Annotated in this window: 12 protein-coding genes; 3 read left to right on the forward strand and 9 right to left on the reverse strand. The window is 71.5% G+C overall.

Annotation, left to right across the window (positions count from 1 at the left end; all coding sequences use genetic code 11):
- Window positions 1–132: 132 nt before the first annotated feature.
- Both ACZ69I_RS11830 and ACZ69I_RS11835 read right to left on the reverse strand, forming a co-directional pair.
- Window positions 133–1599 carry a M1 family metallopeptidase gene (locus tag ACZ69I_RS11830; RefSeq protein WP_470831792.1) on the reverse strand — a complete coding sequence of 489 codons (1467 nt, stop codon included), beginning with the start codon at window positions 1597–1599 and terminating at the stop codon, window positions 133–135.
- A gap of 60 nt (window positions 1600–1659) precedes the next feature.
- Window positions 1660–2901: an aminotransferase class V-fold PLP-dependent enzyme gene (locus ACZ69I_RS11835; RefSeq protein WP_470831794.1), complete on the reverse strand. Its 1242-nt coding sequence runs from the start codon at window positions 2899–2901 to the stop codon at window positions 1660–1662.
- Between the two features lie 104 nt (window positions 2902–3005).
- On the opposite strand from ACZ69I_RS11835, the gene ACZ69I_RS11840 reads away from it, so the two are divergent.
- Window positions 3006–4346 (forward strand): amidase family protein, encoded by a 1341-nt coding sequence (locus tag ACZ69I_RS11840; RefSeq protein ID WP_470831795.1) that lies wholly within the window; start codon window positions 3006–3008, stop codon window positions 4344–4346.
- Here ACZ69I_RS11840 and ACZ69I_RS11845 read toward each other — a convergent pair.
- Entirely contained in the window at window positions 4343–5053 is a 711-nt protein-coding gene (locus ACZ69I_RS11845) for a winged helix-turn-helix transcriptional regulator (RefSeq protein WP_467675830.1), read from the reverse strand. The two genes, ACZ69I_RS11840 and ACZ69I_RS11845, sit on opposite strands and share 4 nt — an antisense overlap.
- 544 nt (window positions 5054–5597) lie before the next feature.
- On the opposite strand from ACZ69I_RS11845, the gene ACZ69I_RS11850 reads away from it, so the two are divergent.
- Together ACZ69I_RS11850 and ACZ69I_RS11855 are read left to right on the forward strand one after the other, a co-directional pair.
- Complete coding sequence (locus ACZ69I_RS11850) at window positions 5598–7106, forward strand: FUSC family protein (protein WP_470831797.1); 1509 nt, start codon at window positions 5598–5600, stop codon at window positions 7104–7106.
- A gap of 105 nt (window positions 7107–7211) precedes the next feature.
- Entirely contained in the window at window positions 7212–8252 is a 1041-nt protein-coding gene (locus ACZ69I_RS11855; protein WP_470831799.1) for a lactonase family protein, read from the forward strand.
- Between the two features lie 99 nt (window positions 8253–8351).
- Here ACZ69I_RS11855 and ACZ69I_RS11860 read toward each other — a convergent pair whose 3' ends face one another.
- The 6 genes from ACZ69I_RS11860 to ACZ69I_RS11885 all read right to left on the reverse strand — a co-directional run bounded on the left by ACZ69I_RS11860 (window position 8352) and on the right by ACZ69I_RS11885 (window position 15275).
- Window positions 8352–9296 carry a sirohydrochlorin chelatase gene (locus tag ACZ69I_RS11860; protein WP_470831801.1) on the reverse strand — a complete coding sequence of 315 codons (945 nt, stop codon included), beginning with the start codon at window positions 9294–9296 and terminating at the stop codon, window positions 8352–8354.
- Window positions 9297–9391: 95 nt separating this feature from the next.
- Window positions 9392–10405: an N-acetylglucosamine kinase gene (locus tag ACZ69I_RS11865; protein WP_470831803.1), complete on the reverse strand. Its 1014-nt coding sequence runs from the start codon at window positions 10403–10405 to the stop codon at window positions 9392–9394.
- On the reverse strand, window positions 10402–11079 hold the full coding sequence (locus ACZ69I_RS11870) for a uracil-DNA glycosylase (RefSeq protein ID WP_470831804.1): 678 nt from the start codon (window positions 11077–11079) through the stop codon (window positions 10402–10404). The genes ACZ69I_RS11865 and ACZ69I_RS11870 overlap by 4 nt, the downstream gene beginning before the upstream one ends.
- 33 nt (window positions 11080–11112) lie before the next feature.
- Entirely contained in the window at window positions 11113–12198 is a 1086-nt protein-coding gene (locus ACZ69I_RS11875; protein WP_467675820.1) for a WD40/YVTN/BNR-like repeat-containing protein, read from the reverse strand.
- Window positions 12199–12303: 105 nt separating this feature from the next.
- Window positions 12304–13233, reverse strand: a complete 930-nt coding sequence (gene mmuM, locus ACZ69I_RS11880; protein WP_470831806.1) for a homocysteine S-methyltransferase — start codon at window positions 13231–13233, stop codon at window positions 12304–12306.
- Complete coding sequence (locus ACZ69I_RS11885; RefSeq protein WP_470831807.1) at window positions 13230–15275, reverse strand: ABC transporter ATP-binding protein; 2046 nt, start codon at window positions 15273–15275, stop codon at window positions 13230–13232. Before ACZ69I_RS11885 ends, mmuM begins: the two co-directional genes overlap by 4 nt.
- Window positions 15276–15286 lie beyond the last annotated feature (11 nt).

Here is a 15286-nt window from a genome sequence, read left to right on the forward strand (position 1 = left end):
CAGGCAGCCACGGGCGATCAATACATAATTGTTAAGCTATCCTCCGCCTCGGTGCATTGTCAAGATCGGAAAGAGATGACGTCCGCGCGGGCGGCCGGACTCGAATGCTCGGTCGGCATGTCGCCGAATCCCTCACTTCTGTGATTGCGGGTCCCCGGTGCGGCGGATGAACCGGAGCGAGGGCGGTTCGAGGCCGGTGCGAGTCGGCATTCCCGGTGGTGGGTCCGGGCATTGGCGTGCGAAAAGCCAGGGCTGCGTGATCGCGGCGGTGTCGGTCTCGCTGATCGACGCGGCCGTGGCGAGGAACTGCGGCAGCGAGCCATGCTGGTGGCGGCGGGTCGCGCACCACGTGCGCAGACAATCCGTGAACGTGTCGTCGCCGATCGACCGGCGAAGAACATGGGCCGCCATCGCTCCGCGTTCATATACCTGAGTGGAAAGGAGGTGGGCGGGTGAGGGGTCGCCGGGTGGGATCAACCAGTAATCCGGGTCCGCGGCTCGAAGGCGATAGAAGCTGCTGAACAGCTCATCCGTGGTGCCCTCGCCGTTCTTCTCCGACCACATCCAGGACAGGTAGGTGGAGATGCCTTCGCTGATCCAGATGTCCTTCCAGGTCGAGAGGCTGACCGAGTTGCCGAACCAGTGATGCGCCATCTCGTGTGCCACGACGTACGAGTCGAGGCTCTGGTGGAAGAAGCGGTCGCCGTAGATCGGGTGGGTCTGCGTCTCCAGCGCGTGGGGGCCGGCCATGCGCGTCACCACGCCGCCGATCGCGTCGAACGGGTAGGGGCCGAGGAGGGTTTCGAGCCATGCGCGGACTGTCGGCGTGGTTTCGATGGAGGCCCGGGCCAGCGGTGCGTCGGCGTCGACCCCGTCGCCGTAGGCGGAGACCCATTGCACGCCGCGCTCGTCGAGAGTGTCGATCTCGATCCGCATCCTGTCGATGAGAAGCGAGTAGAGGTACGAGGCCACGGGTTCGGCTGTCACCCAGCGGAAGCGATTCCCGTGTGAGGTGCGCGCGTGCTCGACGAGGCGGCCGGGGGCAACGGCGACGAACCCGCGCGGCACGGTGATGGTGAGGTCGTAGGTCCCCTTGCGTGACGGGTGGTCGTTGGTGGGGAACCAGAACGCCGCCGCATGCGGTTCTCTCGCGGCGAGCGCGCCAAGAGGCGTGTTCAGCCAGGACCGTTCGCCTCGGATCTCCACCTCGCCGGGCAGGCCCGCGTAGGTGATGTCGATGTGGTGAGGGCCGGCGCCGAGGCCGGTGCCGGGTTCGATGACGAGTTTCCCGGGGACCGCCATCGGGGCCAGCGTGGAGCCGTCGACGACCACTTCACGGGCCGGCAGCCCGAAGTCGAGCGCTATGGCCGGTACGTCCGCGCCGACGGTGACCTCCAGGCGCGCCAGTCCCTTGAGCAGGCCACTGGTGATGTCGAAATCGACCTCCAGTACGTGGTGGGTGATGGTGAACAAGTCGGAACCGTCGACGGGGAAGTAGGGGTCTCCCACGCCGGCCAGGTCCGAGCCTGCCAGCAGCGAGGAGCCGGCGTGCCGGGCAGCTTCGGCCAGCACCCTGTCGAATTCCGTCCGGTCGGTCATGGCCCGAGATCCCTTGATCGTGGCGGTCCGTTCCCCGGCAGGTGCGTCTGACGTCATCGCTCACAGGCGGGCGACCGCATTGATCGCGTTGTCGACGTCGGTTTCGGAGTTCTCGATGGTGGCGGCGAGCCGGGCGTACGACCGCGGGTACGGAGTCGTGGCCGATCGGATGTGCCGTTTCGCGAGCCCGGTCACGACGTCACGCGGTTCGAGCCCGTCGACCTCGAAGCACACGATGCCCGCACTCATGTGTTCCGGCAGGGGCGTGATCAGGCGGACTCCGGGGAGTGCGGCCAGCCCTTCCCGGAGTCGCGTGTTCAGGCCGAGTACGCGTCGGCAGATCTCGGTCTTCCCGATGCTCGTCAGGAAGTCGATCGCCGCGGGAACGGCGTACAGGTACTCGTAGGCGACGAAACCACCGGGTGAGACGAATGAGGCACGTGTGGGCGGCAGATGTTTCCGGCCGACCCAGGCCTCGAACACGTCCGCGTCGAGTTCGAAGGTTGGAATCGTGGGTTCCACATATCGCCAGCTCGCGGTCCGACCCCAGATGAATCCCGTGCCGCGGGGGCCGTGCAGCCACTTGTGGACTCCTGACACGAAGAAGTCCGCACCCAGCCCGTCGACCGGCTCGTCCAGGACCCCGCAGCCATGGACGCCGTCGACCACGATCAACGGACTCGGACGTGCCCCGTACCAGGAGCGGATCGCATCCGCTGCCTTGCGTACGGGCATCCGTACCCCACTGCCGGAGTACACCCAGGTCAATCCGACGACGCGGGTACGAGAGGTGAGTGCGCCGAGCACGCGGTCGATCAGTTCGTCCTCGGTCACCGCGGCGCCGTCCTCGTAGAGCGACACGAATCGCGGGACGGCGCCGCATTTCTCGGCTTTGCGCCGGGCCGCTTCGTGATGGGAATAGTGGTCGTGCTCGGAGAGGAGGATCTCGTCGCCCGGGTGGAGTTGCAGTCCGGCGTACAGCAGGCCCAATCCGGCCGTTGTGCTCTGCACGAGCGCGAACTCGTCCGGCCGTGCCCCCACGTAATGGGCGATCGCGGATTTCACCTGGAGGATCATGTTCGCTTCGCCGGGCTCCAGCGCGGCGAGTTCGGCCCACTCCGGGCGCGCGTCTATTCGGTCGGCCAGCTCCGCGATCGCCTTGCGCACCGGTTTCGGATGCGAGGACAGCATGAATGAGGTGAAGTCGGCCCAGCCGGGCTGGAGTTTGAAATTCGCCCGCACCTCCGCCCAATTGACGCCATCCGTTGAGGCTTGCCCAGTGAGGTCGGTGTGCTTCTGCATAGGCGGATCGTTCCTCCGCGAGCACGAGGCTTGGTAGGTCACTATATGTTGGATATAGTGGCATGCTGGCGGTGTCGCCTGCAAGACATGGGAGGGTGCTGGCAGTGAGTGACCAGTCGACCGAACCGAGTGCGGACACATTCGATACCGAGCGGGCGCGGGCCGCTTCAGCCGTGGAGGTCCGCGACCACGTCACCCGTCTTGATGCGGCTCTGGGGTTCCTGGCGACGACACTGCCGCCCGCCCCACCCCGGCCGTCGGCGCCTTTCGCGGGCGAGCCGCTGCTGGTCAAGGATCTCGACCTCAAGCTGGCCGATGCGCCGTTGTGGCGCGGCAACCACGTCCTGCGCGAGCACGGCGTCGTCTCGAAACACGACGACCCCATGGGGCGGCGACTGCGAGAACTCGGGTTCGACATCGTCGGGCGGACCAAGTCCGCCGAATTCGGGCTGGCGGTGACCACCGAGCCGCTTGCCTACGGGCCGGTGCACAACCCGTGGGATCACGATCGCAGCGTCGGAGGGTCCTCCGGCGGCTCGGCGTGTGCCGTGGCCGCGAGAGCGGTGCGGATCGCGCACGGGACGGACTTGGGCGGGTCCCTGCGCATTCCGGCGGCTCATTGCGGAGTCTTCGCGTTGAAGCCCGGCCTCGTGCGGCTCGCGACGACGCCGACGTTCGCGGCGTGGAACCAGCACGGGTTCCTCGCGAGCAGGGTCGACGACCTGCGCCGGATGCTCCCGGTGCTGGGCCTGGCCAAGGCGTCCGACGCCGTTCGTTCCGGTACCGATGGTCCGCATCGGCGGCTCCGAATCGGCGTACTCGCCTCGGCCGTGAGTTCCGCGATCGACCTCGGCGGCGGCTCCGTCGAGGCGGTCGAGCGGATGGCGGACAAGCTCAGTGACCACGGCCATCAGGTGCTCGCGGCCCACCCCCAAGTGCTCGATCAGTTCGACCAGTTCGCGATGCAGACCACTCCCATGCTGGCCGGTTGGCTGGCGAAGGAGGTGGCGGACGCTTCGGAGGAGCTCGGCCGACCGCTGACGGAAACCGATATGGAGCCCGGAACGGCCCACATGCTGGCCATGGCGGCACTGGCGACGCCCGAAGCCGTCAGGGACACGGTGCGGTGGCTGGGCCGACTCGTCACGGATCTCACGGCATGGTGGGACCGGTTCGACATCCTGTTGAGCCCCACCGTGCCCGTTCAGGCGCCGCGGCTCGGGTGGTTGAACGATCCCGACACCGCGATGCACCGCACCTTCGGCATGATGCAGTACACCGCGATGTTCAACGCGAGCGGACAGCCGGCCGTCAACGTTCCCTGCGTCGGGGCGCAAGGCCTGCCCTGCGGAGTGCAGCTCGTCGGAGCGCATGGATCCGAGGCGGACTTGCTGGACCTGGCCGAACAGCTGAGCCCCGAGGAGGCGCCGGTACCGCCGGGCTAGGACACCGCCTCGACAAGACCCTCGCCGGCCGGTGGCTTGTCCCCGCCCGAGTCGAGGCTGAGCCCCAGCAGTTTCAGGCAACGCGACAGTGCCGTCGAGTCGCCGCTGATGGACATCCGTCCGGACAGCACCGCATCGAGCGGGCTGACCTGTTCGTTCCCGATCCGTATGAACGTCTCGGCGTCGGAGTCCACGACCAGCGCCGCCTTCCGCGGGGCGGGCCCTTCGACGACGGTGGCCTTCCCGTTCTCGCACGAGACGCAGAAGACGTGGTCCCCGATGCGGAACTCGTACGCTTCGTCGGCCTCCGGTGGCGGTCCGGCCGCGATCATCGCCTCCACCGCGACCATGCCCCACTCGGCACGCACCAGATCGGTGGGCTCGTAAGAGGTGATGTGCGACAGGCCCCATGAGGCCAGTCCGAGAACGACCGGCTTGAGCGCCTCACCGCTCTCCGTCAGCCGGTACTCGACTCCACGGCCGTCGCCAGGGACCGGCTCCCGTTCGATCAGCCCCTCGTCGGTGAGCATTTGCAGCCGCGAGGCGAGGAGATTCGGTCCAATGCCGACCAGGCTCTCACTGAGGAGCTGGTTGTATCGCTTCGGCCCGTTGATCAGGTCACGAATGATGAGCAGGGTCCAGCGCTCCCCGACAATGTCCAGCGCCGCAGCGACGGCACACATCTGCCGATATCGCTTCGTTCCCATATACCCTCACCTCCGTGCGCAGTTCGGCCATGCACTCTACAGTGTACTCTCCGTAGAGGTTGGACCCCTTTCTGGTAGTGGCCTCGTCTGCCGTCGGTGCGGAAGCCCGGCGGGATGAGCGCTGGGGGCCGCTGGTCAAAGCGCCTTCGTGGTGGGCGCTTTGCCAGGTGCGGAGCTCAGGCCGCGCTCAGGGCCCGGAGAGCGTGTGGAAGTCCGGCTCGCTATTTCGACATATACGTTTCCCGCGCGGGCGCCGTGGGGTCGACAACCGGCTCGATCCCGCCGTTGTTCAGGTCGTCGACGGCATGGCCGACCCAGCGGTGCGCTGGGAACACGACGAACAGTGCCCCGATCCCTCTGGTCCATTGGTCTGCCCGTGGTTCGACTTGGACGCACCGGGGTGGGCCATTGGCGCAGTGATGTGGGTGTCAGTTGAGCCAAGGGGTTCATGAATGGTGTGATGTCTCTGTCGATGGCGCTGCGGATCTCCGCGGCGCCTTTTTGATGTGGCATGTCGAACTGGATGCGGAAGGAGCGGGAAGCCGTGCTGAAGAAGGTGTTCGTGGCGCCGGATCCGGGGCGGGCGCGGTTGCGGTTCGCAGCACGGGCGGTTCTCGGCATCACGCTGGCCGTGGCCGTGTGCGGCGTCGCCGGGCACTCGCTCGCCGCGGCGATCACCGGCGGCCTCGCCGCGCTGCTCGCGCTCTTCACGGTGACGGACACGACCGTGCGGGGTCAGGCGGTCACCACCGCGCTCCTGCCCGTCGTCGGCTTCCCTGTGCTCGCCCTCGCGGCGGGGCTGCACGACTACCCGGTCGCCCGTGACATCGCCTTCCTGACCGTGATGGGGCTCGGCGTGTACGCCCGGCGGTGGGGGCCGCGCGGGCATTCGCTCGGCGTGTTCGCCTTCATGACCTTCTTCAGCACTCAGTTCCTCCACGCCGAGCTCGAGCAGCTTCCCCAGCTCTACGCGGCGGTCCTCTTCTCCCTGGCCGCCGCCTCCACCGTGCGCTTCGGGCTGTGGTGCTACGAGCGCGGGGCGCCCCTGGCCGCCGTGCCCGCCCCGCCGAGCGGTGAGGGGCTGGCGCGGGCGACCACCCGGCAGGCGCTGCAGGCCACGACGGGCGGTGCTTTCGCGCTCGCCGTGGGGCAGGCGATCTCCGGTGATCGCTGGTACTGGGCGGTGGGCGCCACATGGTGGGTCTTCGTGAACACCACATCGAGGGGCGAGACGCTCGTTCGCGGCTTCCGCAGGGTGCTCGGAACGGTCGTCGGGATCGCCGCGGGCCTGGTGCTCGTCGTGCCGCTGAACGGCGCGCCCGTCCCCAGCGCACTGCTCATCGCGATCAGCGTCTTCGGCATCTTCTACACGGCCGCCGTCTCCTACTCGTGGATGATGCTCTCGGTGACGGTCCTGGCAGGTTCCCTCTACGGCCTGCTCGGGGTGCTGGATGCGAGCCTGCTCGGATTGCGCCTGGTCGAGACCGGTGTCGGAGCCCTGGGCGCCGGACTGGCGGTGCTGCTCATCCTGCCCATCTCGACCCACTCCACGACCGACCACTGGGTGGAGCGGGCCATCCTCTGCGTGCATGCCTGCACCGCGGAAGCCGCGGCACGCCTTGCCGGGACGACGTCCGCCGATCCGGCCCCGAGGGTCGCGGAACTGGAAGCCATCCTGGGCCGGGTGCGCCTGTCCCTCGCTCCTCTCGTGCACCCGTTCAGTCCCCTGCGGGCGCGCAAGGGCCGGGCCCTGCGAGTCATCGCCCTGCTCGACGACTGCGCACGCGAAGTCCGGGGGCTGGCGTCCATCGCGGGGGACCCGGAGGCGTCCCACGACGCCCGACTCGCCGCCGCTTGCTGGCGCGTCGAGGCCGCCGTCGAATCCCTGACGGCGCGGGAACCGGCGCCGCGGGAGACGGGTACGTCCAGTGACCCGCTCCATGCGGGCGGCCTGGAGCCTGCCCTCGCTCACCTGCACAGCCTGGAGAAATCCCTCGTCGAACTCGCGGCACCGCTGCAGCGGGCGACCCGCACGCCGGCGGTCGGCAGCTGATCCGGGGTCCGGCATCCCCGCACCGCCTGGTCTAGACCGACTGCTAGCGTTCGGCCGCATGAGCGGCGTCACATCTGTGGCGCCCGGGTCGAGAGGGGACAAGCAGTGGTCGTCGGCAGGCAGGCGGGACGGGCGTACATCGGATCCTTCACCGCGGCCGGGGGGCGCGGCGTCCTCGCCGCGGAGGTCGACCCGGACACCGGCGCGCTGACTCCCGTCGGCGCCACGGACGCGGTCGCCGATCCCTCCTACCTCGCGCTCTCGCCCGACGGGGAGAGGCTCTACGCGGTCAGTGAGACCTCCGACGGCGCCGTCGCCGCGTTCCGCACCGGGGGAGGCGTGCCCGAACCGGTGGGGCGTTCCGTCCCGGTCGGCTCGGCCCCCACCCACCTCGCGCTGTACGACGGCCACGTCCTCACCGCCAACTACCGCTCGGGCAGCGTCAGCGCCGTGCCGCTGCGCGCCGACGGCGCCCTCGCCCCCACCTCGTCGAGCGAGCTGCGGCACACCGGCTCGGGCCCGCATCCGCAGCGCCAGCAGGGGCCGCACGCCCACCAGGTCCTCGCCGACCCGAGCGGCCGCTGGGCGGTCAGCGTCGACCTCGGCACGGACTCCGTGCGGGTCTGCGCGTTCGGCGAGAGCGGGCTGACCCTGCACCGGGAGGTGGCGCTGCGTCCGGGGTCCGGGCCCCGGCACCTCGTCTTCCACCCGCGCGGCGATCGCGCGTACGTCCTGAACGAGCTCAGCCCCACCCTCACCGTCTGCGCCTGGGACGCCGCCGAGGGCCTTCTCAAGCCCCTGAGCGAGCTGCCGGTCCTGGTGGCGGCCCCGGACGGCGACACGTACCCCTCGGAGGTCGTCGTCGCGCCCGACGGGCGATTCCTGTGGACGGCCACGCGCGGCCCCGACGTCATCTCGGTCATCGCCCTCGACGGGACGGGCGACGGGGCGCGGCTGACCGCCACCGTGCCGTGCGGCGGGCACTGGCCGCGCGACCTGGCCATCGACCCGGCGGGACGGCACCTGTACGCGGCCAATGAGCGCTCCGGGGACGTCACCTGGTTCACGATCGACCAGGAGACGGGCCTGCCGGTCCGGACGGGCTCCGTCGCGGCGCCCGCGGCCTCCTGCGTGATCTTCGGCTGAGTGCCGTGATGTCCGGCTGAGTGACGTGCTCTCCGGCTGGACACGGCGATGGGCCCGCCCCCACATCGGGGCGGGCCCATCGCCGTACGTTCCGGAGAATCAGTGCACCGGCGCGCCCGAAGGCTGCTGCGGCGTGATGCCGAGCGTCGTCGTGTACTTGGCGAGCGCCAGCTTGCCGATCGCCGGGTAGGGGCCGAGCGGCTCGGCGACGGAGCAGCCCGCCTCCTTCGCGGCCGCGTCGAGCAGGCCGGTGTCGAGCTCGGGGCCGATCAGGTACGGGGCGAGCGCCAGCTGGGCCGAGCCCGAACCGCGCAGCTGCTCGGCGGTCGCCGCGATGGCGCCCTCCTCGTCGAGCGCGGCGGCCATCACCGGCACGGCGAGGCGCGCGGCGAGCAGCATGCCGGTGATCCCGGCAGCCTGCACGGCCTCCTCGCCGCCGACCGTGGCGAGCACGATGCCGTCCGCGGCCGTCGCCACGGTGAACAGGCGGGCGCGGTCGGCGCGGGCCAGACCGGCCTCCGAAAGGCGCACGTGCAGCGCCTCGGCGAGCAGCGGGTGGGGGCCGAGCACATCGGACAGCTCGGCGGCGGCACGGCTGTCCATGACGGCCTGCCGGATGCGGCGCATCAGCGCGGCGTCGGGGCCCGCGAGCAGCGGCACGACGACGGCGACGGGGCCCTCGGGGTCGGCCACCTCGGCGCCGGCGGCGCGCGCCCGCTCGACGCGGGCGGTGCGCTCGGCGGCCGCGTGCGCGAGCACGGACTGCAGCGAGGGGAACTCGGGGAAGGACGTGACGGTGGCGTCTTCCTCACCGTCGAGGTAACCGATGCGGGCGTCGAGGCCGGGCAGCTCGGAGCGGGCGATGCTCACGACTTCCTCGGCGAGGCCGCGCGTGGTGGTGCTGGGGGCGCCCGGCACGGCGAGAACAAGTGCGGGCGCGCCTTCAGGAGCCGCGACGGGCTCCGGACGGCGGTGCCGGCCCGGCTGACGGGGGCGCGGCATTCGTACAGGCAGGCCGGATGCGGGCCCAGTGGGGGAGCTCATGCGCCCGCATGCTACTGGCTTGCGGGCCTGCCCTGTTCGGGGAGGGTGCAGGTGGGCGGTATAAGTCCGTTTTTGTCTGATGAATTACGTCGAGGTCATCTGTCGCCCGGTCCGTGGACGGAGAGCATGCGCGCGTCGTGCGGCAGTCGCAGCCGGTCGGCGGCGATATCGACCGCTATGCGCAGCGCGCCGTCCAGCGGGTCACCGGCCGCGGGGACCCGCCGCACGTGCGGCAGTTGCACCGCGAGTTCCTCGTACAAGGGTGCGAGGAGAGGGGGGCCCAGCTTGAACAGGCCGCCGGTGAGCGCGACTTCGCCGGGCTCGGCGGGGCAGACGGCGGCAGCGGCTTCGGCGATGTGCCGGGCCGCGCCCCGCAGAATGCCGTCCGCCACAGGGTCCTCCGTGGCGCAGCCGGCCACGTCGGGCGCGAAGGAGGCGAGGACGGCGGGCCGGTCGGCGCGGGGGTAGAGCTGCCCGGGCAGGCCGGTCACGGGGCCGAACCGGTCCGTCGCGCGGGCCAGCAGCGCCGCCGAACCGCCGCGCCTGCCGTCGTGCGCCCGCATCGCCGCTTCGAGCCCGGCGCGGCCGATCCAGGCGCCGCCGCCGCAGTCGCCGAGCAAGTGCCCCCAGCCGTCGGCGCGGTGCCAGGCGGTCAGGTCCGTGCCGATCGCGATCATGCCGGTGCCCGCGGCGACGACCGCGCCGGGGCGGTCGCCGAGCGCGCCCGCGTACGCGGTGACGGCGTCCGCGGCGAGCGCTGTGCGGCGTACGCCCAGGGTCCGTTCGAGCGCGGACGGCAGCTCGGCACGGAGGTCGTCGCCGAGGGTGGCGAGGCCCGCCGCGCCGATGGCGACCGCCGTGATGCGGCCGCCGCCCGCCTGCTCCAGGAGAGCCCGCGCCATGGGCAGGAGCTGCTCCAGGAAGTGCCCGGCGTCGATGCCGCGCGGGCCGGTGCGCACCGGCCCGGCGGAGTGCACGGGGTCGACAGGGTGCGCCGGGTCGACGGGGCGCACCGGGTCGGACCGGTACGCGCCTGGCGCCGCGCGCAGGGCGGTCCGCAGACCGGAACCGCCCGAATCGACGCCGAGGACGTACTCCCCGTGGGTCACGGCAGCCGCCAGTCCACCGGCTCCGCTCCCTGGCGGACCAGCAGGTCGTTGGCCCGGCTGAACGGGCGCGACCCGAAGAACCCGCGGTCGGCCGACATCGGCGACGGGTGCGAGGACTCCACCGACGGCAACTGCCCGAGCAGCGGCCGCAGATTGCGCGCGTCACGCCCCCAGAGGATGGACACCAGGGGCTTTCCGCGCGCGGCGAGCGCCCGTATGGCCTGCTCGGTGACCTCTTCCCAGCCCTTGCCGCGGTGTGCGGCGGGCTTGCGCGGGGCGGTGGTGAGCGCCCTGTTGAGCAACAGGACGCCCTGGTCGGTCCACGGCGTGAGGTCGCCGTTCGACGGCGCGGGCAGTCCCAGGTCGTCGCTCATCTCGCGGTAGATGTTGATGAGGCTGCCGGGCAGCGGCCGCACTTCGGGCGCGACCGAGAACGACAGGCCCACCGCGTGACCGGGCGTGGGGTAGGGGTCCTGGCCGACGATCAGGACGCGGACGTCGTCGAAGGGCTGCTGGAACGCGCGCAGGACGTGCTGCCCCGACGGGAGATAGGTGCGTCCCGCGGCGATCTCCGCGCGCAGGAAGTCCCCCATCGAGGCGATCCGTTCGGCCACCGGCTCCAGGGCCTTCGCCCAGCCTGGTTCGACGATTTCATGCAAGGGTCGTGGTGCCACGGCGTCACCCTACTGCCGTAACCGCGGGGGCGATCAACCGATGGCCGCGGCCCGCACGCAGAGCACGTCCGGCAGGTGCGAGGCGAGCAGTTCCCAGCTGTCGCCGTCGTCCGCCGAGCCGTACACCTCGCCGTTGCGATTGCCGAAGTAGAGGCCCGCCGGGTCGCAGCCGTCGCTCCCCATCGCGTCACGCAGTACCGTGCCGTAGTGATCCTCCTCGGGCAGGCCCGCGCTCAGCGGCTCCCAGCTCTTTCCGGCGTCGGCGGTGCGGTAGACGCGGCACCGGTGGTCGGCGGGGACGCGGTCGATGTCCGCGGTGATCGGGAAGACGTACGCCGTGCCGCCGCGGTGCGGATGCGCCACGGTCGTGAAGCCGAAGGTGGAGGGGAGGCCCGCGCCGATGTCCGTCCAGTGCGTGCCCGCGTCGTCACTGCGGTACACACCCCAGTGGTTCTGCAGATACAGGCGGTCCGGATCGGCCGCGTCCCGTGCGACCTTGTGCACGCACTGCCCGAACTCGGGGTCGGGGTCGGGCAGGAACGCCGCGGAAACGCCCTTGTTGGCCGGTTCCCAGCTCTCGCCGCCGTCCCGTGTGCGGAACACCCCGGCGGTCGACACCGCGACCGTCACCGCACGCGGGTCCCGGGCGTCGGTCAGCACCGTGTGCAGACCCTCTCCGCCGCCGCCCGGCACCCACTTGGAGCGGGTGGGATGCTCCCAGAGCGGACGGACGAGCGAGAAGGACTCGCCGCGGTCCTCCGAGCGGTAGAGCGCGGCGGGCTCCGTGCCCGCGTACACCACGTCCGGCTCGGCGGCCGACGGGTGCAGCTGCCAGACCCGTTCCAGTGAGGCCCCGGTGTCCTTGGGGAACTTCACGGCGGGCTTCGAGGGCTCTGTCCAGGTGCGCCCGAGGTCGTCGGAGTGAAACACGGAGGGGCCCCAGTGGGCACTGTCCCCGCCGACGAGGAGGCGCGGGGTGGGGCCGCGGGTGTCGATGGCGACGGAGTAGACCGCCTGCGCGTTGAAGTACGGGCTGTCGTCGAACTCCCAGGCACCGGCTCGCCTGCGTCCGATGAAAAGGCCCTTGCGGGTGCCTACGGTCAGGATGATGTCGGCCATGCCAACCACCTCCGGGACGTAGTTGTCTCAGGTACCGGCCAGTCTGCACCCCGGCACTGACAGTCACCCCCGGGAGCCGTATCGGCCCAGGTCAGCTGGGGTGTCTCAGATCTCGCGCGGCGGGCTTCCACGGCCCGCCGTGCCACCCCGCGACAGCTCGGCCGCGATCTCCGTGATCGCCCCGGGCCCCACCCGGCAGCACCCGCCGATCAGCCGCGCCCCCGCCGCCCGCCACGCGTCGGCCCGCCCGGCCGCGAACCGGCTCGGACCCCGCCAGGAGCGGGCCGCGGCGTCCCATGCCTCGCCGCTGTTCGGGTAGACGACGACGGGCTTGCCGGTGAGCCGCGCCGCGAGCGCCACCGCGGCGTCGGCGTCTCTCGGGTCGCAGCAGTTCACGCCGACCGCGAGGACCTCGTCCGCGTCGGCGGCGAGCGCGAAGGCCTCCTGGAGCGGCTGTCCCGCCCGCGTGCGGTCGCCCGCCACGCTGTACGACAGCCAGGCCGGGACCCCGAGCCCGCGGACCGCCCGCAGCAGCGCCCGCGCCTCGTCGGTGTCGGGGACCGTCTCCAGGGCGAGGACGTCGGGTCCGGCCTCGGCGAGGGTTTCGAGCCGAGGCCGGTGGAAGCGCTCGAGGGCGTCCACGGACAGGCCGTACCGCCCCCGGTACTCGGAACCGTCGGCGAGCATCGCCCCATAGGGCCCGGCCGACGCGGCCACCCACGCCTCGCGCCCGAGCCCGGCCCCGGCGCGGCGCGCCAACTCCACGCTCAGGAGCAGCAGTTCGCGGGTGCGGGCGGCGTCGATGCCGTGCCGCGCGAACCCCTCGTACGTCGCCTGATAGCTCGCGGTGACGGCGACCTCGGCGCCCGCCTCGTAGTAGGCGCGGTGGGCGGTCTCGATCGCCGCCGGTTCGTCGGCGAGCAGCCGCGCGGACCACAGGGCGTCGCTCAGGTCGTGCCCGGCGGCCTCCAGCTGGTTGGAGAGGCCGCCGTCGAGCACGACCGGGCGCAGGGCAAGGGCATCGGCGAGTCTCACACCGCCGACGCTAGCCGAGGAGCGGCGAGCGGGAAGTGGCAGGCCACCTGGTGTCCCTCGCCGTGGGGCGTGCTGACCGGGGGCTCGGTCGTGGCGCACACGTCCTGGGCCAGGGGGCAGCGGGTCCGGAAGCGGCAGCCCGACGGAGGCTTCGCCGCGGACGGGGTCTCGCCCTCCAGGGGGGTGCGTGCAGCGCCGGACGCGGCCTCGGGGTCGGGCAGGTTGACCGTGTCGAGGAGCCCGCGCGTGTAGGGGTGCAGGGGGTGTGCGTACACGCGCTCGGCCGGTCCCGACTCCACGAGCTTGCCCAGGTACATCACGCCGACGGTGTCCGCCAGATGGCGCACGACGGCCAGGTCGTGGGAGATGAACAGGTAGGTCAGAGCGCGCTCGCGCTGCAGTTCGCGCATCAGGTTGAGGATCTGCGCCTGTACGGACACGTCGAGCGCGGACACCGGCTCATCGGCCACGACGAGATCGGGGGAGAGCGTCAACGCCCGTGCCAGGCCCAGGCGTTGGCGCTGGCCGCCGGAGAACTCGTGCGGATAGCGGTGCACGGCGCCGCGCGGCAGGCCGACGGCGTCGAGGAGACCGGCGACCAGCCGCTCCCGCTCGGCGCGGTCGCCGACGCCCTGGATGACCAGGGGCTCGCGCAGGATCTCGCCGACCCGCATGCGCGGATCCATCGCGGCGGTGGAGTCCTGGAACATCAACTGGACGCGGCGCCGGTGCGCGCGCCGCTCGGCCCGCGACATCCGCGCCGGGTCGACGCCGTCGAACCGCACCGCGCCGCCGGTCGGCTCGTCCAGGCCCGCGACGATCCGCCCGAGCGTCGTCTTGCCGCAGCCGGACTCGCCGACCATGCCGAACGTCTCGCCCCTGCGGATCGTCAGCGACACCCCGCCGACCGCGCTGACCGTGCCGCGGCTGCGCGAGAACGGCCCGCCCTTCAGGGGGAACTCCTTGACGAGCGTGTCGAGTTCGAGCAGCACGTCGCCCGGGGCGTGGGCGGCGGGAACGGGCGGCGGCGCCACCACCTCGTCCTCGGAGGCCGCCACATCCGGCACCGGGTGGAAGCACGCGAACCGGTGCTTGGCCCCGTGCGACGTATCGTCCACGAGCCGTGGCTCCTCGGCGCGGCACGCGTCCGTCGCGAACGTGCAGCGCGGCGCGAAACGGCAGCCCGTGGGGCGCACCGCGAGGTTCGGCGGCAGGCCGGGGATGGTGTGCAGTTCGGTGCCGCTGTCGGCCGCCCGCTCGGGCAGCGCGGCGAACAGGGCCTCGGTGTAGCGGTGGCGTGGGCGCGCGAACAGGGCGCGGACGTCGGCCTGTTCGGCGACCTTGCCCGCGTACATCACCGCGACGCGGTCCACCCGGTTGGCGATGACGCCCAGGTCGTGGGTGACCAGGATCATCGCCATGCCCAGGCGGGCGCGCAGGCCGTCGACGAGTTCCAGGATCTGGTGCTGGGTCGTCACGTCGAGGGCCGTCGTCGGCTCGTCCGCGATGAGCAGCTTCGGTTCGCAGACCAGGGCCATGGCGATCGCCACGCGCTGGCGCATGCCGCCGGACAGCTGGTGCGGGTAGGCCTTCATGCGTTCGGCGGGCTGGGGCATGCCGACCAGACGCAGCATCTCCTGGGCGCGGGCCCAGGCCTCTTTCCGCGTGATGCCCTCGCGGTGCAGGAGCAGCGGTTCAGCCACCTGGGCGCCGATGGTCATCGTCGGGTTGAGGGAGGTCAGCGGGTCCTGGAAGACCATGCCGATGGTGTTGCCGCGGACGTCCTGGAGGGCGGGGGACGCGGCCGCGGCGAGGTCCGCTCCGTCGAACAGGACGCGCCCGCCGGTGATCTCGCCGCCCGGCGGCAGCAGGCCGAGGACGCTGAGCGCGGTCATCGTCTTGCCGCAGCCCGACTCGCCGACGATGCCGAGGGCTTCGCCCGCGGCGAGTTGGAGGCTGACGCCGTCGAGGGCGTGCACGGTGCGTTCCCGCGAGGCGATGTCGACGTGCAGGTCGTCGATGGTGAGGAGGGGCTCGGTCATCTGTCGTGTCT

This window comes from Streptomyces sp. NPDC036815 (assembly GCF_055609205.1).

Excerpts from the sequence above, each read along its gene's own strand:
- ACZ69I_RS11830 (WP_470831792.1), bottom strand. The coding sequence starts at position 1,599 with ATGACCGACCGGACGGAATTCGACAGGGTGCTGGCCGAAGCTGCCCGG.
- ACZ69I_RS11835 (WP_470831794.1), bottom strand. The coding sequence starts at position 2,901 with ATGCAGAAGCACACCGACCTCACTGGGCAAGCCTCAACGGATGGCGTC.
- ACZ69I_RS11845 (WP_467675830.1), bottom strand. The coding sequence starts at position 5,053 with ATGGGAACGAAGCGATATCGGCAGATGTGTGCCGTCGCTGCGGCGCTG.
- ACZ69I_RS11860 (WP_470831801.1), bottom strand. The coding sequence starts at position 9,296 with ATGAGCTCCCCCACTGGGCCCGCATCCGGCCTGCCTGTACGAATGCCG.
- ACZ69I_RS11875 (WP_467675820.1), bottom strand. The coding sequence starts at position 12,198 with ATGGCCGACATCATCCTGACCGTAGGCACCCGCAAGGGCCTTTTCATC.
- ACZ69I_RS11885 (WP_470831807.1), bottom strand. The coding sequence starts at position 15,275 with ATGACCGAGCCCCTCCTCACCATCGACGACCTGCACGTCGACATCGCC.